This window comes from Romboutsia sp. LXY-2 (assembly GCF_056171995.1).
The window spans coordinates 23,807-47,135 of sequence record NZ_JBKFGI010000002.1 but is presented as its reverse complement, the minus strand read 5'-3'; the positions used below and the strand labels follow the sequence as shown (position 1 = coordinate 47,135).

The following is a 23,329-nucleotide window of genomic DNA, read 5'->3' as shown; positions in this document are numbered from 1 at the left end:
ATTTACTTCTGCTTATAGTAAATAAATTAATTTTGATATAGCCTATAATATATAACTTATATAAATTGTATTTTAATTATTTTGTTATGACATCTAATATTTTAGCTTCAATTTCTTGGGCATTTTTACTTGATATTAAATATGCATATCCGCCTTTTTTTTCAACTATAGTGTTAGATGCTATTGTAGCGTTTTCTTCAGAACTTAGACCATTTCCAAAAATGTTCATAATCATATTCTTTTTATAACTTTGCATTTGATCATATACTGCATCTATATTTTCGGTTTCACACTTTATAACTATAACATCTTCTAGATGAAGATTTGAAGTTGGTCTAGTTATGTACCCTTCTATTATCAATTCTTCAACATCATTAAAGTAGTCAGTTTCAGTAATATCTATCGTAGTAGAATGCTCTAATAATAAATTTGATTTTTCTATAGCTTTTTCTATATCAGATACAGAAACATTTTTATATTCGCCTTGAGAGCAACCGACAAGTATAAGAGAAAAAGCGACAGATAACAACAACCAAATCTTTTTCATATTTCACCTCCAAATGTCATATATATCTATTTTTATAGTGTACTATTAAAACTACAAAATTAAAAGTCTTTTACTAGTATTATGTATATTAAATTGTTTAAAAATACTAGTAAAAGTCAATAATACCTCAAGAGGTGATTACATATGAATGTACCAAAGCATATAGGTATAATTCCTGATGGGAATAGAAGATGGGCACAAAACAATGGTATGGAAAAAGATAAAGGTTATGAAAATGGATTAGATCCAGGATTGCAAGCTTATAGACTATGTAGAGATAATGGTGTAGAAGAAGTTACTTTCTATGGTTTTACTACAGATAATACTAAAAGACCATCTTATCAAACACAAGCATTTACTCAGGCCTGCGTAGATGCAGCTAACATGCTATTAGAAGAAGGGGCAGCTCTTTTAGTAATAGGAAATGAAAAATCGCCAATGTTTCCTAAAGAGCTATTACCTTACACAAAAAGAACAGAATCAAAAGAAGGTCAGATAAAAGCAAACCTTTTGGTTAATTACGGTTGGCATTGGGATTTAAATACATTAGCAGATGCCCAGAAGGTAAATAAAAATAATATTCAAGATTACATACAGTCGTACAACATTTCAAGATTAGATATGATAATACGATGGGGAGGAAGAAGAAGGTTAAGTGGATTTTTACCAGTTCAATCTATTTATGCAGATTTTTATGTAATTGATGATTACTGGCCAGATTTTAAAGAAGATCATATATATGACGCACTTAACTGGTATAAAGAACAAGATATTACCTTAGGAGGGTAATATAAAATATTGAAAATCATCTTTCTAAATGGTAAAATGTTAATTAATAATTAATTTCATTTTGCCAAAAAATGGACTGGAAAGGTGAAAGTATGTCAAAAAGAAACAGCAGAAATATAACTTATATTAATAAACCTAAAAAAAGAAGAAGACTTAACCCTATAAAAATAATAATACTTATTATGGTATTATGTGCACTTATATTTGGGGTAACTAAGCTAAGTAAAGGAATATATAGCTTCTTATCAAATTTAGGAGGAAAAGCTCCTATAAGCAATGAAGAAACTAATTCAGATAAGCAATTTGACTTAGAAGATGAAAAAGGAACCCTAAAAAAGAAATATACTATACTCGTAGATCCAGGCCACGGTGGTCATGACATAGGAACGGAAAGCTCTAGAAATATAGAAAATGGAAAAAATAATGTGTACGAAAAAGATGTTGCTTTAGAAATTGCAAAAAAAGTAGCTAGCAAATTATCAAAGCAAAATGATATCGAAGTAATAATCAGTAGAACGGATGATACATTTGTTAGTTTATTAGATAGAATGGAGCTTGCAAACAGCCGAAATGTTGATTTATCTGTTTCTGTGCATCTTAATGCAGAGTCGGGAGGAAACACAGCAGCAGGTGTAGAGACATATTATAGAAGAGGAGCAACAGATGGATCTAAAGAACTTGCGGAAATAGTTCAAAGTTCAATAATATCACATGTAGAAGCGAGAGATAGAGGTGCAAGAGCTGAAAACTATGATATGGTAAAAGGTGTAACTATGCCGGCTATATTAATAGAGACAGGATTCCTAACAAATCCGGAAGAAGAAAAGAAGCTTACTAGCAATAAATACCAAGATCAATTAGCAGAAGGTATTGTTCAAGGTATATTATCATACTTAGATAATATAGCAAAACAGAATAAATAAAATAGATAAAATAAGGATATTAAAAAACAGATTTTACATAAAATGTTTTTTGATATCCTTTTTAATTTGAAAGGATTTTACGTTGATTTAGGTATACTTCTAGATTATAATATCATTATATCGCATGGTAAAAAATAGTAATAATATAGTGCATTTTTACCAATAGGAGAGAAATATGAGGAAAAATGATAATTATAAACTTGGAATTATAATAAGTGCTTTATTAGCTATATTAGTTGCTCTAGGTGGAGTAATGTGTGCTGGTGAGGTGACTGAAAAAGTAGTAAGCCAAAATAAAATGCATGTCGAAGAAGTTACGGTACAAATATCTGAAAATATAAGTAGCAAGATAGAATCTTATTTACATAATTTAAATTTGATAGCAAGAAACTTAATATTAAGTGATGCTGTAAGTAGTGAAGAATTAAGCAAAATATTAAGATTTGAGATAGATTCAGGATTATTTAGTGAAATAGTAGCAGTAGATCTTAATGGTTATGGTATTGATAGCCATAATAATATAGTAGATATTGGTGATGAACAGTTTTTTGAAAATACCAAAAAAGGTGTAATATCAGTATCAGATCCTTTAAATTCAGAAAAATACTATAAAAATATTATAGTATACTCAGTGCCAATTGTAGAAAATGGTAATATAATTGGTGTCATTTGCGGCATTAACAACTCTGACTTGGTGGAGAATCAGTTAAAGACACAAGTTTATGATAACCAAGGCTGTTATTATATAATAAATAAAGAAGGAACATTAGTTTTAGAAAATCATATATCAAAAGATCACATAGGTTTTTATGAAAAAGAAGCAGCAGATGATTTTATACAAGAAGTAAAATTAAAAGATGCAAAGATATTAGATTCGGGTGTTAACATTAAATATATAACTGGTGAACAAAGATATGTAGCTTACTCCAAAATAAAATCAACAAATGATTGGTATATAGTAACCACTATACCTATGTCAACTGTATTTATTGATGCACAACATATAATAGAAATTACAATTGCTATTTTAGCTATTTGTATATTTGCATTTATAATTATAAGTTTTTATATAATAAAGTCTAATTATGTTAATAGAAAGAAACTTGATAAAGCAGTTTTTGAGGATCATTTGACAGAGATAAATAATTATGAAAAGTTTATAATTGATTGTAATGAATTCTTAAAGACAAGTGATAATACAAGTTATGCACTAATAGTGTTTGATATAGAAAAATTCAAATTATTAAATGATATTTATGGATATCAAGTAGGTGACAATATACTTAAGGAAATTTCAAAAAATTTACGAAAGATCTTTAAAGATAGCGCTATTTACGGTAGATTGACGGGAGATACATTTGGATTATTAATTGATATAGTTAATAAAGAAGATGATATTCATAATATATCGAAAATAATAAAAGAAGAGATTGCTAATACCAAAAACATGAATAGTATTAATTTAAATATAAAAATAGATACATCTATAGGTATATATCTAATAGGAGATAATGATGAATATATTAATATAAAAAAAATAATTGATAATGCAGATATGGCTAGGTTTAAGTCAAAGTCGATGAAGCACATAGACTACTTAGTTTTTGATGAAGCAATGAGAGAAGAAAAAAAGAAAAAAGTAAAGATAGAGCAAGATCTATTAAACGCAATAGAAAATGAGGAGTTTAATATATATTATCAACCTAAGTTTAATATAACTACAGGTGAAATAATAGGTTCAGAGGCACTAATAAGATGGAATCATCCTATTATGGGGTTTATTAGACCTGATAAATTCATACCTATAGCTGAAAAAAATGGTCATATAAATGAAATAGGTAAATGGGTATTTAATGAAGTTTGTAAAACATTAAGAATGTGGAGTGATGAAGGTATTGAAATTGTACCGGTATCAGTAAATTTATCAAGAGTGGAGCTTTATCAAGATAATTTAATAAAGTTTTTAGAAGAAACACTTAGTGATTATAATGTGTCACCAGAGCTTGTAGAGTTAGAAATAACAGAAACATCTACATTAAATGATATGAACTTTATTAGTGATAAGGTATATCAAATTAAAGATTTAGGAATTAAAGTTGCTATGGATGATTTTGGTGCTGGAAATTCAAACATTGGCAATTTAAAAGATATTCCAATGGATGTTATCAAAATTGATAGATCAATTTTAATAGATATAGAAACTAATATTAAGAGTAAGGTAGTAGTAGAAAGTATAATAAATATTTCTAATCACTTAAACCTTGATGTAGTATGTGAAGGTGTAGAACGTATGGAACAAGTTGAAATATTAAAAAGTATAGGTTGTAAGGTTATCCAAGGTTATGTTTTTTCTAAACCAATAAATAAAAAACAATATAAATACTTATTAAAATGTAAGGCTAAAAGTAAAACATCTATTTTAGAATCTACATTATCCTAATAAGTTAGGTTGTATAAAAACTATAAGAAGCCTAGATATGATATACACATTAGTAATATAGACAATTAATATAAAAATTAAGATAAAAAAATTATGCTTATTTAATAAATAAGCATAATTTTTTTTTATATTGAGTCAACTTTTAGATTTCTTCATAAGTTAAATATAAGAGTATTTGGAGGGGAGATATTATGGAGGATTCTAAATTCAATATAGTTACTTTTGACGGTGGTGGTTTAAAAGGAAGTATAAGCATATGCCTTTTCGAAAGATTACAAAAAGAGTTTCCAAACATAATGAAAAGTGTAAATATGTTTGGAGGAACATCAACAGGAAGTCTTATAGCACTTGGTTTAGCATATGGTCTAAGTCCTACAAAAATTAAGGAATTTTATTCTATTGATAATGCAAAATATATTTTCAATAAATCGTACTCTGAAATGTTAAGACCAAAATATAATAGTGATAACTTAAAAGAAGTATTGCTTAGTGTATTTCCTGAGGATCTTAAGTTAAAAGATCTTGGAAAATTAGTAGTAATACCAACTTTTTATATAGGAAGTGAAACTAGTGAGTGGAAGGCTATATTTTATAATAACCTGCCAAACTCACCAACAGAAAATGCTAGAGTAGTAGATGTTGCTATGGCAAGTAGTGCTGCACCTGTGTATTTTCCAACTTATCAAAATCATATTGATGGAGGTATAATAGCAACAGATCCTAGCTTGTCATGTATAGTACATTCAATAGATGAAGAACTGGATAGAAATCCTAAAGACATAAGATTACTATCCATAGGAACAGGATATGTTCATAACAGTATAAAAGAAGATACTACAAAATGGGGCATACTTGAATGGCTTATGAGCAAACCTCCTGGATTACCTATTATATCTGTAACACTAGAAGGAAATTGTCAAATGAGCCAGTCTTTTTCAAAGAAATTATTAAAAGATAATTTTTATAGAATAAACCCGAGAATGAACAGAGATGTTAGCATGGATGATTATGAGTCTTTAGAATATTTAATGTCTGTTGGAGAAGATTATAACATGGAAGATACTGTTAATTGGATGAAAGAAAAATGGTAGTCAAAGGTTGTGATATGTTATAATTATGATAGTATTTTTGAATGTGTTAACCTGTTTGGAGGGGAACATGGGAATAGACATAGGGGTAAAAGCTAAAGATAATTTTAGCATATCTAAAGATTATGAAAGTAGTTTAGATATAGAAACAAAAAAAAATAAGGGGATATATTATACTCCAAAAGTAATCGTGGATTATATTATTGAAAATACCTTAAAAAAGCATGATATATTAAATAATCCATATCCTAAAATACTAGATATTTCCTGTGGGTGTGGTAATTTTTTATTACAAGCTTATGATATTTTGTATAATATGTTCGAGGAAAATGTTTACGAACTGAGGGAAAAGTATAATAATGATTACTGGAGATATGATAATATACACAATCATATTATAAGCAACTGTATTTATGGGTTAGATATAGATGAAGATGCGATTAAAATCTTAAAAGAAAGTTTAAAATCAAAAGATGAAGATTCAGAAGTAGACAAATTTAACATTTATTGTTGTGATGGATTAAAGAAAATGTGGGATTATAAGTTTGATTATATAATTGGAAATCCACCATACATTGGACACAAAAGTTTAGATAAAGAATACAAAAAATATCTTTTAGAAAATTACAAGGCTGTCTATAGAGATAAGGCTGATGTGTATTTTTGTTTTTATAAAAAGATAGTAGATATTCTTAAAGATAGTGGCAAATGTGGCGTAATAACGCCAAGGTATTTTTTAGAAAGTCCTTCTGGTAAACATCTTAGGGATTATATGAAAAACAATGTTAATATTATTGAGATTGTAGATTTTTTAGGTGCAAACATATTCAAAAATATAGGTGTTGCAAGTTGTATACTAACTTTCAATAAAGAACAAAATAATAAAGAGATAGATATTTATAAAGTAAAAGATGAAAATATAAGTCTTAAAGAAAATATTAACTTAAAAGAAAAATTAAATGAAGAATTTGAGCATTTCAAAGTAGATAAAAGCTCACTAAATAATGAATGGATGTTAGTGAAATCTTGTGAAAAGAACTTTTATAATAATATACAATTAAAATGTAACTATACACTTGAAGAAATAAGTGAAAGTTTTCAAGGTATTATAACGGGATGCGACAAAGCTTTTATATTAAAAGATGATGATACAAGGCTAAACTACATTCAAAAGGAATTAATAAAGCCATGGGTAAAAAATAAGAATATAGACAAATATATATTAAATGACTGTGATCATAAGCTTATATATTCAAATGACATAGATAATGAAGAAAACTATCAAAAAGTAATAAATGATTGTATTTATCCGTATAAAGAAAGACTAGAAAAACGTAGGGAATGCGTTAGAAATTTAAGGAAATGGTATGAACTTCAATGGGGAAGAGAAAAACATTTATTTGAAAGAGAAAAAATAATGTATCCATATAAGTCCAAAGAAAACAGATTTGCCATTGATTATAGCAATAATTTTTCTAGCGCAGACGTATATTCTTTCTATATTAAAGAAGAATATAAAGAGGAGTTCTCTCATGAATATCTAGTAGGTATTCTTAATTCTTCTATATATGATAAATATTTTAAAATAACTGCAAAAAAAATGAGTAAAAGTATTTATGATTATTATCCAAATAAGGTAATGAAAATTAAAGTTTTCAAAGACAAAAACTACAATAAAATAGAGTCTTTATCGAAGGAAATAATAAATATATTATATAATAATAAATCTAAAGATTTCAGAAAAGTTGAGACTCTTCAAAATGAAATAGATAATTTAGTAAAGATATCACTTGGTATATAATCACTAATAACACAAAACCTTCATATAATGCTATAGACGTATTTTATAAAGGGGGTACTATTATGATTTTTGCAAATATATTAGATGATGAAAAAAAAGTAATAGTGGATGTTAGTGGATATATTAGTAGTAAGGATGCAAAACAGTTTTTAGCACAGTATAAGCAGATGACAAAAAATGTTAGGACTTCACAATACAGACTAGTAGTTAATACTTCTTTATTTGAATGTGAAAATAACGAAGATATTAGGAATGTTTGTATGGCATTTTATAAATCAAGCTATAGACATATGTATATAGTAGATCCAAACAACTATATAATGAGTACTATGTCTTTAGGGCCTATAGAAAAGAAAATGTTTATGAAATCTGTGAAAGTGGTATCTAAAAAAGAAGATGTAAGATAATATAATAAAGTTTTATTGTCTATAAAAAATATGAAAGATATGTACTTTTTTATCGAAAATATGATAAAATATATTTGAAATTAAGTTACATGTCTTTCTCAGTTAATAGGTGATATATATGAAAGGCTTAGTATTAGAAGGTGGAGGCACTAAAGGTGCATACCAAATAGGTGCATATAAAGCACTAAGAGAACTTGGACTAGAATTTCAGGGTGTAGCAGGAACTTCAATAGGAGCACTAAATGGTGCTTATATTATACAAAATGATATTGAAGTTATGGAAGATATATGGTTAACTTATGATTATACTCATTTTATGAATTTAGATGAGGAAAGTTATGAAAAGTTTAAAAATGTTGATTTCACTGCTAAAAATCTTGGTACTGTAGTAGAGCTAATAAATAAGGCTAGACGCAATGAAGGTATTGATATTAGCCCTTTGAGAAAATTGTTAGAAAGCACACTAAATGAAAACGCTATTAGAAAATCAGGGAAAGATTTCGGTTTAGTAACAGCTTTTTGGGATAAAAAAATAAATCCTCACCCATTATATTTAGGTGATATTCCAGAAGGAAGACTAATTGACTACCTAATAGCAAGCGCAAGTTTACCTATTTTTCAACAAAACACAATGGATGATAAGTTATTTTTAGACGGTGTGTTTTGTGACAATATGCCAATAAGTATGTTAGAAGAAAAAGGATATAAAGATATTGTTGTCGTTAGGTGCTTAGATGATTTCTTTGGTAAAATGAATATAAATAGACACCAAGATTTAAATCTAAAAACTGTAACACCTTCTGAATACTTAGGAGGAACTTTAAATAAAGACAAAGATAATATCCAAAGAAATATTAACTTAGGATTTTTGGACACTATGAAAGTGTACCAAAGATATGAAGGAAATAAATATTATTTTAATTTAGATTATAAATACAGTGATGACTATTGCTTTGAAAAATTATCAAAATTAGATAAAGAAACAATAGAAGGGCTTTGTAATTTACTAGGAATAAAAAGAGAGCCATCGCTAAGAACTCTTCTAGAAAATATAATTCCAAGTGTTGGAGAGTTATTAAATCTAGGTAAAGAATTTTCATATAAGGATTTATTTTACTGTATATATGAAAAAAAGCTTGAAGAAAATAATATTAATAGGATTAAGCTTTATGACTTTAATAAAGTGGTAGATGTTGTAAACAAAAATGCTAATGAAAATGCAAATATAACATCATATTTTGAGGTTAAACCAATTATCACACTGCAAAAAAATAAGACAACAAAGCTATTAACAAATGCAATAATAAAGGACTTGAGTAAAAAAATATAGTCTTAGCATATTGAGAATGGGACAAAAAGTGTACCGCAGGACAAAAATGTAACGAAGTTTCAAAACTAAACACGCTAATAAAGTAAACAAAATACTTTAAGAATAAATTTATTGGAGGACTTTAAAAATGGAAAAGATAGTAAGTATAAAAAATGCAAGTGGATTACACGCTAGACCAGCAGGAATGTTTGTTAAGAAAGCTGCTGAATTCAAAGCTACAGTTGAAGTTATAGCTAAAGGAAAAACTGTAAATGCTAAATCTATAATGGGAATAATGAGCTTAGGATTAGCTCAAGGAGATGAGTTAACTGTAGTTGCTAACGGTGAAGACCAAGAAGCTGCTGTTAATGCATTAGTAGAATTAGTTGAAAGCGGATTTGGAGAATAATAAAGAAGTTATTTCAATCTAAAAGCTAGGTGTAATAGAGCTATGAAGCTATTCGATTTAAAATTGAATAAACTTTTAGTTCTATTACACCTTGAATTTTACCTATAGAAATAGACACTTAAGACATAGATGAAAATATACGATTGCAGGAGGAGTTAGGGTCATGTACAAAGGAACAGGAGCATCACCTGGTATTGCTTTAGGAAAAGCATTAGTAGTTGAGCATAGTGAATTAGTTATAGAAAAGAAAAGTATAGAAGATGTAGAGGCGGAAGTAGCTAAATTACAAAACGCTGTGCAAATATCTAAGGAAGAATTAACTAAGGTTAAGGAAAAGGCTTCTCAAGAACTTGGAGAACACGAAGCAGAAATATTCGAAGCACACTTATTAGTTTTAGAAGATCCAGAGTTAATAGGTTCTGCAGAAGCTAAAATAAGAGATGAAAAAGTTAATGCTGATTTTGCATTAAATGAAATAAAAGAAATGTTCGTTGGCATGTTTGAAGCTATGGACAACGAATACATGAGAGAAAGAGCGGCAGATATAAAAGACGTTACTAATAGAATATTAAGACATATATTAGGTGTTAAGGTTGTTGATTTAGCAGGATTAGATGAAGAAGTTGTATTAATAGCACACGACTTAACTCCATCAGACACAGCTACAATGAACAAGAAAATGGTTCTTGGGTTCTTAACTGATATAGGAGGAAGAACTTCTCACACTGCTATAATGGCTAGAACATTAGAAATAGCTGCAGTAGTTGGTCTTACTGATATAACACAAAAAGTTAAGGATGGAGATTTCATAGTATTTAACGGAGATACTGGTGAAGTTATAGTTAACCCAGATGAAGAAACTAAAGCTAAATATGCTAAGCTTAAGACTGATTTTGAAGATTACAGAAAATCTTTAGAATTATTAAAAGGACAAGCTTCTGTAACAGTTGATGGAAGACACGTAGAGTTAGCTGGAAACATAGGAAGTCCTAATGATGTAGAAGGATTACTAAAGAATGATGCTGAGGGTGTTGGTCTTTACAGAACAGAATTCTTATACATGGATAAAGAAGATGCATTCCCAACAGAAGATGAGCAATATGAAGCGTACAAAGCTGTTCTTGAAGGAATGAATGGAAAGCCAATCGTTATAAGAACATTAGATATAGGTGGAGATAAGGAATTACCATATTTCCACATGGACGCTGAAATGAACCCATTCTTAGGATACAGAGCTATAAGAATATGTTTAGATAGAACAGATATATTCAAGACTCAATTAAGAGCTTTATATAGAGCATCTGTTCATGGAAAATTAAGAATAATGTTCCCAATGATATCTTCATTAGAAGAATTATTAGCTGCTAAAGAAGTTGTTAAAGAAGTTTTAGCAGAATTAGATGCAGAAGGAATCGCATATGCTAAAGATGTTGAAGTTGGTATGATGATAGAAATACCATCAGCAGCTGTAATATCTGACATATTAGCTAAGCACGTTGACTTCTTCTCTATAGGAACAAACGACTTAATCCAATACACTTGTGCAGTTGATAGAATGAACCAAAAGATAAGTTATCTTTACAACCAATTCAACCCAGCAGTACTTAGATTAATAAAGATGGTTATAGACAATGCTCATAAAGAAGGAAAGTGGGCAGGAATGTGTGGAGAGTCTGCAGGAGACGCTAGAATGATACCAGTATTATTAGGTATGGGACTAGATGAATTCTCAATGAGTCCAATATCTATACTGCCAGCTAGAAAGTTTATAACTTCTGTTAAGTATGAAGATATGAAGAACTTTGCTGATGAAGTATTAGGTATGGGAACTGCTGAAGAAATCAAAAACCACATAGATAAAACTTTTAATATGTAATTATAAAAGATTTCTTAGAACTTTATATGCGGAAGACACCGCTCCGGGAGGATAACTAAGTTCACTCCATGCAGGCCAGAAACGAGCCTGCAAATGTTCGTTGAACTTAGTTATTCCTCCCTGCGCTAACTTTTCTCGCATATTAAAAGTTCTATAGAAATCTTTTTTTACATATGGGGGGAAGGCGTAAAAAAGAAAAAAGCTTAAAAGACTTTTTAAGCGTTAGCTTTATTTTTATAGTACCTACTTTTTTCAACTAATATCTTTTAAATTAGTTAAAAGCGTCAGCTTCTACTGTATGTAAATGAAAATTAATAAAATGGCTTATATTTTGAGTAAGTGAGGAATGAGTAATCCAAAATATAAATTATCAATAAAGTATTAATATACAAGTAGTATTTAGCTTAGAGTCATCTATTTAACTATAGTATTTTTAAGATTAGTTATTACTTTATATACGTTTGTTAATTATATATATTAGTGGTATTATTAAATAAAAAATACGTATAGATATAGGAGTTAGGAGGAGTGTTATGATTAAGGTTCAAAAGCCTAAGTTTGTTGAAGAGCTTGAGGTTTGTGATGATATTTGTGAATATATTTATGATTATGAGACTTTGAGAAATAAGATTGTTGAGAATAGAAGTATCTGTGATATAGAAGATATTAAGATTAGTATGGATTCTTGTGTTTTTAAAAATGTTGATTTCTTTGAGTGTGATTTTAGAAAGATTGACTTGGTTGATGTTATTTTTGAAAATTGTGATTTGTCTAATGTGTCTTTTAGAGATGGTAGCTTATACAGGGTAGAATTTAAAAACTGTAAGATGATAGGTGCTAGACTTGAAGATTGTATATTAAAAAATGTGTTATTTGAAAATGTCTTAGGGAAGTATACTAATTTTTCTTTTTCAAAATTTAAAACAGTACATATAAAAGAAAGTCAGTTACAAAATTCTGTTTTTCAACAAGTAGTGTTTGAAAAGATGGAGTTTGAAGAAAGTAATTTAACAGAAAGTAATTTCCATCAATCAAGTTTGAAAAATATAGATTTTACAAGTTGTAATATAGATGGTATAGAGGTAGGCATAAAAGAAATAGAAGGCTGCACATTAAACACTATGCAAGCCTTAGATTTGACAAGATTAATGAAAATAAAGATAAAATAGCTTATTTTATCTTTATTTTTGTAAATTATTAAATTTTATAGCTACTATATAGCAATATAGTATTATATGCTACAAGCATTGTTTGAGCACTTTATACAAGGCTCAACGTGTACAGTTATTCCTTTTACAAACTGCATATTATCAAGTATATCAACTTCTAAATTATGAGCTATCTCATGTCCTTCAAAGACTGTTAAGTCTTTTTCAACACAAATTGTTAAGTCAACATAAGCCATAGCTCCGTGCTTTCTAGTTCTTAGTTCTCCTAAGTTTATTACACCATTTGTATTATTTGCAATAGCTTTTATCTGAGACTCTTGATCAGGATGTATAGAATAATCCATAAGTTCATTAGTAGAGTCTTTCAAAATATCTAATCCAACTTTAGCAACAAAGAAGGCTACTGCTATAGAAGCTAGTGGATCTAATGCTTTAAATCCTAATAATGCACCACCTATACCAATAAATGCGGCAACAGATGATAATGCATCTGATCTATGATGCCAAGCATCAGCCTTTAAAGCAGGAGAGTTTATTTCCTTAGCTACCTTAATAGTTATTCTGTATTGATATTCCTTAATAGCTATAGAAATAACAGAAACTATAAGAGGTAATACAGTAGGAATTTGAACATCTTCTAAATTAAATAATGACTGTATTCCACCAATACCTATCTTTAAAGAAACTAATATTAATAAAATTGCAAGTAAGAAAGAAACTAAAGTTTCTGCTTTTTCATGTCCATAATTATGCTCTTTGTCATTAGGAGTTCTCGAAATTCTGTTACCAATTAAAACACCTATTGAACTTATTATATCTGATGCAGAATGTAAACCATCGGCTATCATAGCGCTAGACTTACCTACTACACCTGCAAAGACTTTAATAATAGTTAATATAATATTCCATATTATAGATAAGGTTGTAACCTTATTAGCTTCATCGTACCTTGTTTCCAAAAAATCACCCCAAACGTAAAATATATTATTATCAATTGATATTATAATAATACAGTATATGCAAGATAAAAACAAGATGTGATTATCAATTACCTATCTCAATTGAGAATAAGGTTTACAATACTAGATTATATCGATTGATAATACCTATTAACTATTACCCAAAATAATATGGCTTTAATCAAGGCCGATTTACAGTGATAAAGTAGAATCTACAAAAGCTCGTATTTTAGCGTGTTTAAATATTTTTTCTATAGATAGAAAAGAACAGGCAAAAATTTACATAGATTATTGAAGGATTAGATGTAATGATATATAATAAAAATAAATAAAATATAATAATAAATAATAAAATATAATAAAATAAAAAAGGGGGATATAGATATGCAATTAATATTAGATACAGGAAACATAAATGAAATTAAGGATTTATACACTCATTTACCAATAGATGGAGTTACTACAAACCCAAGCATTGTAGCAAAAGAAGGTAAGCCATTTAAAGAGCTAATTAAAGAAATAGATGAAGTAGTAGGAGAGGATACTCCAATACATGCACAGGTGTTAAGTACTGAATATGGGGAAATAGTAAAGGAAGCCAAATATATAAGTAACTTAAGAAAAAATATGTACGTAAAAATACCAGTTACAAAAGATGGATTAAGAGCAATAAAGGAATTAAAAAAGTTAAATATAAATATAACTGCTACTGCAATATTTACAGCACATCAAGGATTTTTAGCAGCAAAGGCTGGTGCTGATTATGTGGCTCCATATGTTAATAGATTAGATAACATATCTGCTGATGGAGTAGGTGTAGTAAGAGATTTAGTTAAAATAATAGATACTTACAATATGAATACTAAAGTATTAGCAGCAAGCTTTAAAAATCCTCAGCAAGTTATAGATCTAATGACTCATGGTGTTCATAGTGTAACAGTTCCAGCAGATATATGCAGAGCAATGATGAACCACCCTCTTACAGACTGGAGTGTAGATAAGTTTATAGAAGATTGGACTAAGGTATTTGGCGAAGTTACAACACAAGAATAATAATTAGAAAAAATAATATTAAAAAACTCTTGTATTATCATTTTGATAATGCTAAAATAGGTTTTATCAAAATGATAATAACAAGGGGGCAATAATATGAGTAGTACATTTTTATCACAATTTATGATGGTAACAGATATAAAAACAATAGCATTTATATTTGTACTAGTAGGTCTATTCTTTTTAACTAGTAAGTTAAATAAGAAGTTTAAGTTTACACAACTAATGATAATTTCTACATTAGCAGGAACAATGTTAGGAGTTATCATTCAGTTTATAGCTAAATTCCCAAGTGATCCTTCACAAATAACTTGGTTAAATGAAGTAACAAAATGGTATGGATTATTTGGTTATGGATTTATGGATTTATTAAAGATGTTAGTAGTACCTTTAGTATTCGTTTCAATAATAAGAGTAATAATGAATATGAAAGAAGGAGAAAACTTAGGAAAGTTAACTTCTAAATCAGTGTTCATGCTATTAGGAACTACAGCAATAGCGGCTATTATAGGACTGATAGTAGGGAACTTCTTCAAGTTAGGTGTTGGTAGTGAAGCAGTACAAGCTGTAGATGAGATGAGAGAAATAATGCCAGTAGTAGATACAATTAGAGGATTATTACCATCAAATCCAGTTAAAGCAATGGCAGATGCGAATATCGTTGGTGTAGTAATATTTGCGACATTTATAGGATTATCAGTTAGAAGATTAAATAAGAAGTATGCAGAAATTATAAAGCCTTTCGTTGATTTAGTTGAAGCATTTTACAAAATAATAATAAGCGTATCTATAACAATAATAAAGTTAATGCCATACGCAGTAATAGCACTTATGGCTAACACTATTGCAGGAAGAGGAATACAATCAATATTTGAAGTTATAGACTTTATAATAGCTTTATATGTAAGTGTAGCTATAATGTTTATAATACATTTAATAATACTATCAATAAATGGGGTTAATCCATTTACTTATTTAAAGAAAGTATCAAAGCCGTTAATCTTAGCATTTACTTCTCGTTCAAGCTTAGGAACTTTACCTGTAACTATAGAAACATTAACTGATAATGTAGGTGTAGATTCGGGAACAGCAAGTTTCGTTGGAAGTTTAGGTACAAATATGGGTATGAACGGATGTGCAGGAATATATCCAGCATTAATGGCAGTAACAATAGCTAATATGGCAGGTGTTGAAATGAACTTTAGTTTCTATGCAATGCTAATAGTAGTTATAACAATAGGTTCTATAGGAATAGCTGGTATACCAGGTACAGCTACTATGGCCGTATCTGTAGTAATATCAGGTATGGGACTTGGAGCATACTTCCCATTAGCAGGTGGAATACTTGCGATAGATCCAATACTAGATATGGGGCGTACTATGTTAAACGTTAATGGAACTATGACATCTGCAGTAACTGTTGCGAATTCAATAGACAAATTAGATAAGAATGTTTTAAATAACGTAGATGAAAATAAAAATATAGTAGCTTAAAATAACAAATATGGGATAAGACTAAAATAAGTCTATATCCCATATTTTTTTTGAAAAAATATATAATTAATAATGTAGGAGTACATATTAGCAACTTAGTAACAAAATACTACAACTTAGTTTTAAATGTTTGTAATTACAATAGAAGATAAATATACTAATAGTATAAATTTAAAAAGGTGATTATAGTTATGAAATTAATAATAAATGAAAGTCCTTCTAATGAAGAATTAGAAATAGTAATAAACTGTAATAAAATCGATGAAAATTTGCTTAGGATTATATCTCTAATAAAATCTAAGGATAAAAAAATCACTGCAAATAAAGATAATAATTTATTTGTATTAGACATAGATAGTATTTTATATTTTGAATCAGTAGATAAGAGAACATTTGCTTATACAGAAGAAGAGGTTTATGAAATATCATTAAGATTATATGAAATAGAAGAAACTTATAGTGATACAGATTTGTTTAGAGCGTCTAAATCTACAATAATTAATGTAGCTAAGATTAAAATGATTAAGCCTTTATTTGGAGGTAAGGTAGAAGTTTTATTAGAAAATGAAGAAAAACAATTAGTATCAAGGCAATATGTTCCTGTTCTGAAGAAAAAAATAAATTACTAGAAAGGAAAAAGATATGAAAGATAAACTTAAATTTTTATATGAAATAAAAGCACTAACATCTATGTTTTTTATGGGAGAAGTTTTTATTTATGGATTTATATCCTATATAAATGGAATTAACTATATAAATATAACTACATTAATTCAGCTATTGCTTCTAGCGTTTATTATTGTTATTTTTCAATATTTATTTTATACATATGATAAAGCACTAAAAATATCAGTTTATATAAGAACAATAGTTCATTATATAAGTATGCTAAGTATATTTGTAATAAGTTCAAATATATTTGAATTATTTGATATATCTAATATGAAAAGTTTTAATAAGGCAGCAATAATATTTACAATAATGTACATAATTGTATTTACTGCAATGGCAATATACTACAAAATCACAGGAGAAAGGTTTAACGAGAAACTAAATAGCTACAAAAATAAAAAATAAAGGGGGATATTTAAGTGAATGTTATAGAAATAAATAATTTAACTAAAAATTATGGTAAAAATAGAGGTATTCAAAATGTTAATATTTCTGTAGAAAAAGGTGAAATATTTGGTTTTATAGGACCAAATGGAGCTGGAAAGTCTACAACTATTAAAACAATACTAAACTTTATTTACCCTACTAGTGGAAGCGCGAAAATACTTGGCATGGATAGTGTTAAAGAAAGTGAAAAGATTAAAGAATACATTGGTTATGTTCCTAGTGAAGTAAGATATTATGATGATGTAAAAGTTAAAGACATTATAAAATATGCTCAAAGTTTTTATCCGAAAGCTAATAATGAGGAAGTAGAACAAATTTGTAATGAATTAGAATTAGATATGAATAAGAAAATGGGCGAGCTAAGTCTTGGAAATAAAAAGAAAGTAGCAATAGCACAATCACTTATTCATAAGCCTAAGGTTTTAATTTTAGATGAACCGACTAATGGATTAGATCCATTAATGCAGAAGAAATTATTTAATATATTAATAAATGAAAAGCAAAAAGGAACTACAGTATTTTTATCCTCTCACAACCTTGTAGAAGTTCAAAATTTATGTGATAGAGTATGTGTAATAAAAGAAGGTAATATTGTAGATATAATAGAAGTTGAAAAAGCTACGACAAAATTAGGTTTAAAAATAACCTTATGTAGTAATGAGATTAGTGAAGAAATTATTTTAAAGTTAGGAGACAAAATACTATCTAAAAATAAAGAAAGCTATACATTTATATACTCAAAAGATATGAATTATCTATTAAAAGAGATTAGTAAGTACAATATTGAAGAATTATTAATAGAAAAAGAGAATCTTGAAGATGCATTTTTAAATTATTATGAAGATCACAAGGGGGAAATGTAATGAATATATTTAAATTTGAATTTAAAAGATTATTAAAATCTTGCATTATATGGTCTTTAATATGTGGAGGATTAGTAGTATTATTTATGGCCTTATTCCCTTCTATGAAAGATATGGGAATGCAATCCTTGGTAAATGATAAGATGGATGCACTTCCTAAAGAAATACTAAAAGCATTTAACATTGATGAAAGTATGGACTTTTCAAATATATTTAATTACTTAGGATATTGCATTCAATATATTGCAATGGCAAGTGCAATTTATGGTGCTATATTAGGAGTTAATTCTCTTATAAGAGAAGAAAGTCAAGGGACTATAGAGTTTTTATACTCAAAGCCTGTTACTAGAACTAAAATTGTTACATCAAAACTATTATCAAATTTTGTAGCGTTTTACTTATATATTATCATAGTAGGTATATTTACAATGGGAGTATGTTATGCAGTAAAACCTGAAGATATAGAAGCTATGGATATGATAATAAAACTAAAATCAGTATTTATTGGAATATCATTATTAGGACTTATATTTATGTCAATAGGAATGCTTATATCATCTATTATAAAAAGTGATAAAGGCGCAATACCAATATCTATAGGAATATTTTTTGTAAGTTATTTTATAGGTATAATTGGAAAGCTAAAAGAAAGCTTTGAGTGGGTAACATATTTTTCACCATTTGATTATTACGCTCCAAATAAAATAATGAATGACGGATTTGAAATGAAATTTGTAGTCATAGGTCTAGTTATAATAGTAGCATCACTAATAGGTACTTATGTATCTTATAGCAAAAAAGATATGAATATCTAAAAATATAAACAATTAAATAAATAGAAATACAAATTAAAAATTAGAAAATAAGTAATTTATTTTCTAATTTTTTTTTAATAATTTTAGATTTATAGAACTTAGTAAATTGCTTGTCTTCAAGCTTTAAAAATTATTTGTGTAAAATTATGGGGAAAGAAATTTAGAGTAAAAGTGTTGACAATGTGTTTTGAATATATTATATTTTGATTATCGTAATATTTAAAAATCAAAATCCTTTACTCGAAAGAGTGAAAAAAATTTATTTGTATATTTTGATTATCTAAATATATGAATATCAAAAAAACAAATAAGGAGACAAATATGGACAATATAATCATAGAAGGTATGGGATTATATACACCTTCAAAGATTGTTACCAATGAGGACCTTAGCAAAATTGTTGAGACTAACGATGAATGGATAGCAGGTAGAACTGGTATAAAAGAAAGGCGTATATCTCAAGGGGAAGATACTTCTCATATGGCAACAGAAGCTAGTAAAAAAGCTTTAGAAGTGGCTAAAATATCAGCTTTAGATATAGACTTAATAGTATTAGCAACCTGTACACCAGATATGTTTATTCCATCTACAGCATGTATTGTTCAAGCAAACATAGGAGCAAAAAATGCATTAGCCTTTGACATTAGTGCAGCATGTACTGGTTTTATATATGGCTTACAAGTAGCAGAGTCACTTATGAAGACTAATGACTTTAAACATGCTCTTGTTATTGGATCAGAGAACTTGTCAAAAGTAGTTAACTGGGAAGATAGAGGTACATGTGTATTATTTGCTGATGGTGCTGGAGCAGCAGTATTATCAAAGAGTAATGAAGGTGGAATCATAAAAACAATATGTGGCAGTGATGGAGAAAAAGGTGAGTATATTACTCTTGGTGCCAATGATGTTTCAAATCCTTTTTATGAAAAGGAAACTGAAAAAGATAAAATGTTAGGAATGTATGGTCAAGAAGTATTTAAATTTGCAACATCAATAATACCAAGTTTAATAAAAGAAATATTAGAAAAATCAAACTTAACGATTGATGACATTGACTACATAGTTCCTCATCAAGCAAATACAAGAATTATTGAATATGCTGCGAAAAAGCTAAAGATTTCAACAGATAAATTCTATATGAATATACAAAATTATGGAAATACATCAGCAGCATCAATACCAATGGCTCTTAGTGAAATGCAAGAGAAGAACTTGTTAAAGAAAAATAATAAGGTCATACTAGTTGGATTTGGTGGAGGCTTAACTTATGGGGCTTCACTAATAGAATGGAGCATATAGCTTAATTAAAATCATAAATTTGGAAATATAAAGTTTCCTGAAATATAAAAAATACTAATTAAAATTTTGGAGGTAATGAAAAATGATATTAAATAAAGTAAAAGAAATAATGGTAGAAAACTTATCTTTAGAGGCAGACGATATAACTTTAGAAAGTACTTTTGAATCTTTAGAAATAGACTCATTAGATACATTCCAATTAGTTATAGAAATAGAAGAGCAATTTGGAATATCAGTAGAATCACCAGAAAACATGAAGAGTATAAAAGACGTTGTAGATTATATAGAATCGAAAGTTCAAGCATAGTAATAAGCTAAGCACTAAATGCTTATAGGAGGAAATATGAAGAATTCTAAAATTACAGAATTACTTAATATAAAACATCCCATCTTACAAGGTGGGATGGCCTGGATATCAGATGCATCATTAGCTGTTGGAGTTAGTGAAGGTGGAGGTCTAGGTATAATCACAGGAGTAGGACCTACTGAGGTGGTTAGAGAACAAATAAGAAAGGCTAAATCACTTACAGATAAACCATTTGGTGTAAATATCATGCTAATGCAAGATAATGTAGATGAAATAGCTGATTTAGTTTGTGAAGAAGGTGTTACAGTAGTAACTACAGGTGCAGGAAGCCCTGGAAAGTACATGGAAAAATGGAAAGCTCACAATATAAAAGTAATTCCTGTTGTACCATCAGTTGCAATAGCTAAGCGTATGGAGAAATTCGGAGCAGATGCTGTAATTGTTGAAGGTATGGAAGCAGGAGGACATATAGGTCAATTAACAACTATGTCTTTAGTTCCACAAGTTGTAGATGCTGTTAATATTCCTGTAATAGCAGCAGGTGGAATAGGAGATGGTAGAGGGATGGCTGCATCATTTATGTTAGGTGCAGAAGGTGTACAAATGGGAACTAGATTCTTAGTATCTTCAGAGTGTACAGTACATCCAAAATACAAAGAAAAAGTAATAAAAGCAAAAGATATAGATACGGAAGTAACAGGTATGTCTACATCTCACCCTATAAGAGTGCTTAGAAATAAGCTTACTAGGGACTACTTAAAGATAGAAAAAGAAAAAGGAAACTGTGAAGAGCTTGAAGAGCTTGGAAGAGGAGCTTTAAAAAGAGCAGTAAAAGATGGAGACGTAGAAAATGGATCAGTAATGGCAGGGCAAATTGCAGGTTTAGTAAAAGCTGAGCAAAGTTGTAGCCAAATAATACAAGAAGTAGTTACTGAATGTGAAAACAATCTTAGGAGGTTCTATGAGTAAGAAAATAGCATTTCTTTTTCCTGGCCAAGGTGCTCAATATGTAAATATGGGAAAAAGCTTATATGAAAATATTAAAGAGTGCAAAGAGATTTTTGATAAAGGTCAAGAACTATTAGATATGCCAATAAAAGAAATAATATTTGAAGGACCTGAACAAGAACTTACTAGGACAGAAAATAATCAGCCAGCGATATTATTAACATCTCTGGCTTGCCTTAAAGCACTACAATTAGAAGGAATAGAAGCAGATTATGTGGCAGGCCTTTCATTAGGTGAGTATGCTGCACTTATATATGGAGGAGCTTTATCTTTTGAAGATGGATTAAAGCTTGTAAAAAAGAGAGCATCTATAATGGAAAACTCTTTAGACAAAGATGCTGGAAGTATGGCAGCAGTAGTAAAACTAAACAGAGAAAAAATAAATGAATTATTAGAAAAAGCATCAGAGTTTGGTGTTATTGAAGCAGCTAACTACAACTGCCCAGGGCAAGTTGTTATAGCAGGAGAAATACCAGCAATAAAAGCTAGTGCTAAAATTGCAAAAGAGCTTGGAGGAATGGCAATACCTCTTAAGGTTAGTGGTCCTTTCCATAGTTCACTTTATGAAGAAGCAAGTTATAAATATTATGAAGAATTAAAAGAAGCTGAAATCAACTCTCTAGAAAAGACGGTTTACAGCAATGTAAAAGGAATGCCGTATTGCAATGAGGATGACATAAAAGATTTATTAAGAAGACAGATCATGTCTTCAGTATTATTTGAAGATAGTATAAAAGACATGATTTCAAAAGGTGTAGATACATTTATTGAAATAGGTCCTGGAAAAGCCCTAAGTGGTTTTGTAAAGAAAATAGATAAGAACATAAGGGTATTTAACATAGAAGATATGGATTCTCTAAGAGCCACTATTGATATACTAGTACCTGTATATTCTTAGGAAGGATTAAGTCATGTTAAGTGGAAAATGTGCAGTAATAACAGGAGCTACTAGAGGGATAGGTAGAGAAATCGCCCTTAAGTATGCGTCTTTAGGAGCAAATATAGTTATAAATTATAGAAGTAGTGATGCTGAAGCAGTAGAGCTTAAGAATGAGCTTGAAAAGTTAGGAGTTAATACTTTGATTGTCAAAGCAGATGTAAGTGACTTTGAGCAAGCGTCAAATCTAATAAATGAAGCAAAAAATACATTTGGAAAAATAGATATCTTAGTTAATAACGCTGGTATAACTAAAGATACATTAATAATAAGAATGACGGAAGAAGATTTTGATAAAGTAATAGAAGTTAACTTAAAAGGAGCTTTTAACTGCTTAAGAGCAGTATCTCCAATAATGTTAAAACAAAAAAGTGGAAAAATAATAAACATGTCTTCTGTTGTAGGACTTTTAGGAAATCCAGGGCAAGTAAATTACTGTGCTTCTAAAGCAGGGGTAATAGGGATGACTAAATCTTTAGCAAGAGAACTTGGAAGTAGAAATATAAATGTAAATGCTATAGCGCCAGGTTTTATAGATACTGATATGACTAAAGTGCTAACTGATGAACAAAAAAAATCAATGCTATTACAAGTACCTTTAAAAAGACTTGGATCTACTGAGGATGTAGCTAATTTAGCAGCATTTTTAGCAAGTGATCAGTCTAATTATATAACAGGTCAAGTAATAAGTGTTGATGGCGGAATGGCTATGTAGAG

23 protein-coding genes are annotated in these 23,329 nt (G+C 28.8%); 21 read left to right on the top strand and 2 right to left on the bottom strand.

Going from position 1 to position 23,329, the window contains the following annotated elements:
• Window positions 1-76: 76 nt before the first annotated feature.
• A complete protein-coding gene (locus ACI48P_RS05320; RefSeq protein ID WP_475214260.1) occupies window positions 77-547 on the bottom strand; it encodes a DUF4358 domain-containing protein in 471 nt (156 codons plus the stop codon).
• 144 nt (window positions 548-691) lie between these two features.
• Between ACI48P_RS05320 and uppS the strand changes: the two genes are divergently transcribed.
• From uppS to ACI48P_RS05270, 10 genes are all read left to right on the top strand, one after another.
• Window positions 692-1,336 (top strand): polyprenyl diphosphate synthase, encoded by a 645-nt coding sequence (uppS, locus tag ACI48P_RS05315; RefSeq protein WP_475214258.1) that lies wholly within the window; start codon window positions 692-694, stop codon window positions 1,334-1,336.
• Window positions 1,337-1,428: 92 nt separating this feature from the next.
• Window positions 1,429-2,259, top strand: a complete 831-nt coding sequence (locus ACI48P_RS05310; protein WP_475214256.1) for an N-acetylmuramoyl-L-alanine amidase family protein — start codon at window positions 1,429-1,431, stop codon at window positions 2,257-2,259.
• A 175-nt stretch (window positions 2,260-2,434) separates the two neighbouring features.
• Window positions 2,435-4,699 carry a bifunctional diguanylate cyclase/phosphodiesterase gene (locus ACI48P_RS05305; protein WP_475214255.1) on the top strand — a complete coding sequence of 755 codons (2,265 nt, stop codon included), beginning with the start codon at window positions 2,435-2,437 and terminating at the stop codon, window positions 4,697-4,699.
• A 191-nt stretch (window positions 4,700-4,890) separates the two neighbouring features.
• Window positions 4,891-5,790, top strand: a complete 900-nt coding sequence (locus ACI48P_RS05300; RefSeq protein ID WP_475214253.1) for a patatin-like phospholipase family protein — start codon at window positions 4,891-4,893, stop codon at window positions 5,788-5,790.
• A 67-nt stretch (window positions 5,791-5,857) separates the two neighbouring features.
• Window positions 5,858-7,588: an Eco57I restriction-modification methylase domain-containing protein gene (locus ACI48P_RS05295; protein WP_475214251.1), complete on the top strand. Its 1,731-nt coding sequence runs from the start codon at window positions 5,858-5,860 to the stop codon at window positions 7,586-7,588.
• A 62-nt stretch (window positions 7,589-7,650) separates the two neighbouring features.
• Entirely contained in the window at window positions 7,651-7,995 is a 345-nt protein-coding gene (locus tag ACI48P_RS05290) for a hypothetical protein (RefSeq protein WP_475214249.1), read from the top strand.
• 118 nt (window positions 7,996-8,113) lie between these two features.
• Window positions 8,114-9,325, top strand: coding sequence for a patatin-like phospholipase family protein (locus tag ACI48P_RS05285; RefSeq protein WP_475214247.1), 1,212 nt, complete (start codon window positions 8,114-8,116; stop codon window positions 9,323-9,325).
• Between the two features lie 127 nt (window positions 9,326-9,452).
• The gene (locus ACI48P_RS05280; protein WP_475214245.1) at window positions 9,453-9,713 is read left to right on the top strand and encodes an HPr family phosphocarrier protein; all 261 of its coding nucleotides are present in this window, start codon (window positions 9,453-9,455) and stop codon (window positions 9,711-9,713) included.
• Between the two features lie 163 nt (window positions 9,714-9,876).
• Complete coding sequence (gene ptsP, locus ACI48P_RS05275) at window positions 9,877-11,589, top strand: phosphoenolpyruvate--protein phosphotransferase (RefSeq protein WP_475214243.1); 1,713 nt, start codon at window positions 9,877-9,879, stop codon at window positions 11,587-11,589.
• 533 nt (window positions 11,590-12,122) lie between these two features.
• On the top strand, window positions 12,123-12,758 hold the full coding sequence (locus tag ACI48P_RS05270) for a pentapeptide repeat-containing protein (RefSeq protein ID WP_475214241.1): 636 nt from the start codon (window positions 12,123-12,125) through the stop codon (window positions 12,756-12,758).
• A 62-nt stretch (window positions 12,759-12,820) separates the two neighbouring features.
• Here ACI48P_RS05270 and ACI48P_RS05265 read toward each other — a convergent pair whose 3' ends face one another.
• Window positions 12,821-13,717 carry a cation diffusion facilitator family transporter gene (locus ACI48P_RS05265; protein WP_475214239.1) on the bottom strand — a complete coding sequence of 299 codons (897 nt, stop codon included), beginning with the start codon at window positions 13,715-13,717 and terminating at the stop codon, window positions 12,821-12,823.
• A 384-nt stretch (window positions 13,718-14,101) separates the two neighbouring features.
• On the opposite strand from ACI48P_RS05265, the gene fsa reads away from it, so the two are divergent.
• The 11 genes from fsa (at window position 14,102) to fabG (ending at window position 23,327) form a co-directional block, all read left to right on the top strand.
• Window positions 14,102-14,770 carry a fructose-6-phosphate aldolase gene (gene fsa, locus ACI48P_RS05260; protein WP_475214237.1) on the top strand — a complete coding sequence of 223 codons (669 nt, stop codon included), beginning with the start codon at window positions 14,102-14,104 and terminating at the stop codon, window positions 14,768-14,770.
• A 96-nt stretch (window positions 14,771-14,866) separates the two neighbouring features.
• Window positions 14,867-16,264 (top strand): cation:dicarboxylate symporter family transporter, encoded by a 1,398-nt coding sequence (locus ACI48P_RS05255; RefSeq protein ID WP_475214235.1) that lies wholly within the window; start codon window positions 14,867-14,869, stop codon window positions 16,262-16,264.
• Between the two features lie 191 nt (window positions 16,265-16,455).
• On the top strand, window positions 16,456-16,893 hold the full coding sequence (locus ACI48P_RS05250; protein WP_475214233.1) for a LytTR family DNA-binding domain-containing protein: 438 nt from the start codon (window positions 16,456-16,458) through the stop codon (window positions 16,891-16,893).
• 13 nt (window positions 16,894-16,906) lie between these two features.
• Window positions 16,907-17,341, top strand: a complete 435-nt coding sequence (locus ACI48P_RS05245) for a hypothetical protein (RefSeq protein WP_475214231.1) — start codon at window positions 16,907-16,909, stop codon at window positions 17,339-17,341.
• A 14-nt stretch (window positions 17,342-17,355) separates the two neighbouring features.
• A complete protein-coding gene (locus ACI48P_RS05240) occupies window positions 17,356-18,246 on the top strand; it encodes an ABC transporter ATP-binding protein (protein WP_475214229.1) in 891 nt (296 codons plus the stop codon).
• Complete coding sequence (locus ACI48P_RS05235) at window positions 18,246-19,061, top strand: ABC transporter permease subunit (protein WP_475214227.1); 816 nt, start codon at window positions 18,246-18,248, stop codon at window positions 19,059-19,061. Before ACI48P_RS05240 ends, ACI48P_RS05235 begins: the two co-directional genes overlap by 1 nt.
• Window positions 19,062-19,382: 321 nt before the next feature.
• Window positions 19,383-20,360, top strand: a complete 978-nt coding sequence (locus tag ACI48P_RS05230) for a beta-ketoacyl-ACP synthase III (protein ID WP_475214225.1) — start codon at window positions 19,383-19,385, stop codon at window positions 20,358-20,360.
• A gap of 82 nt (window positions 20,361-20,442) precedes the next feature.
• A complete protein-coding gene (locus tag ACI48P_RS05225) occupies window positions 20,443-20,667 on the top strand; it encodes an acyl carrier protein (protein WP_475214223.1) in 225 nt (74 codons plus the stop codon).
• A 36-nt stretch (window positions 20,668-20,703) separates the two neighbouring features.
• Window positions 20,704-21,636 (top strand): enoyl-[acyl-carrier-protein] reductase FabK, encoded by a 933-nt coding sequence (gene fabK / locus ACI48P_RS05220; protein ID WP_475214221.1) that lies wholly within the window; start codon window positions 20,704-20,706, stop codon window positions 21,634-21,636.
• Window positions 21,629-22,573: an ACP S-malonyltransferase gene (fabD, locus tag ACI48P_RS05215; RefSeq protein ID WP_475214219.1), complete on the top strand. Its 945-nt coding sequence runs from the start codon at window positions 21,629-21,631 to the stop codon at window positions 22,571-22,573. The genes fabK and fabD overlap by 8 nt, the downstream gene beginning before the upstream one ends.
• Before the next feature lie 13 nt (window positions 22,574-22,586).
• Window positions 22,587-23,327 carry a 3-oxoacyl-[acyl-carrier-protein] reductase gene (gene fabG, locus ACI48P_RS05210; RefSeq protein WP_475214217.1) on the top strand — a complete coding sequence of 247 codons (741 nt, stop codon included), beginning with the start codon at window positions 22,587-22,589 and terminating at the stop codon, window positions 23,325-23,327.
• The last annotated feature ends 2 nt before the right edge of the window (window positions 23,328-23,329 follow it).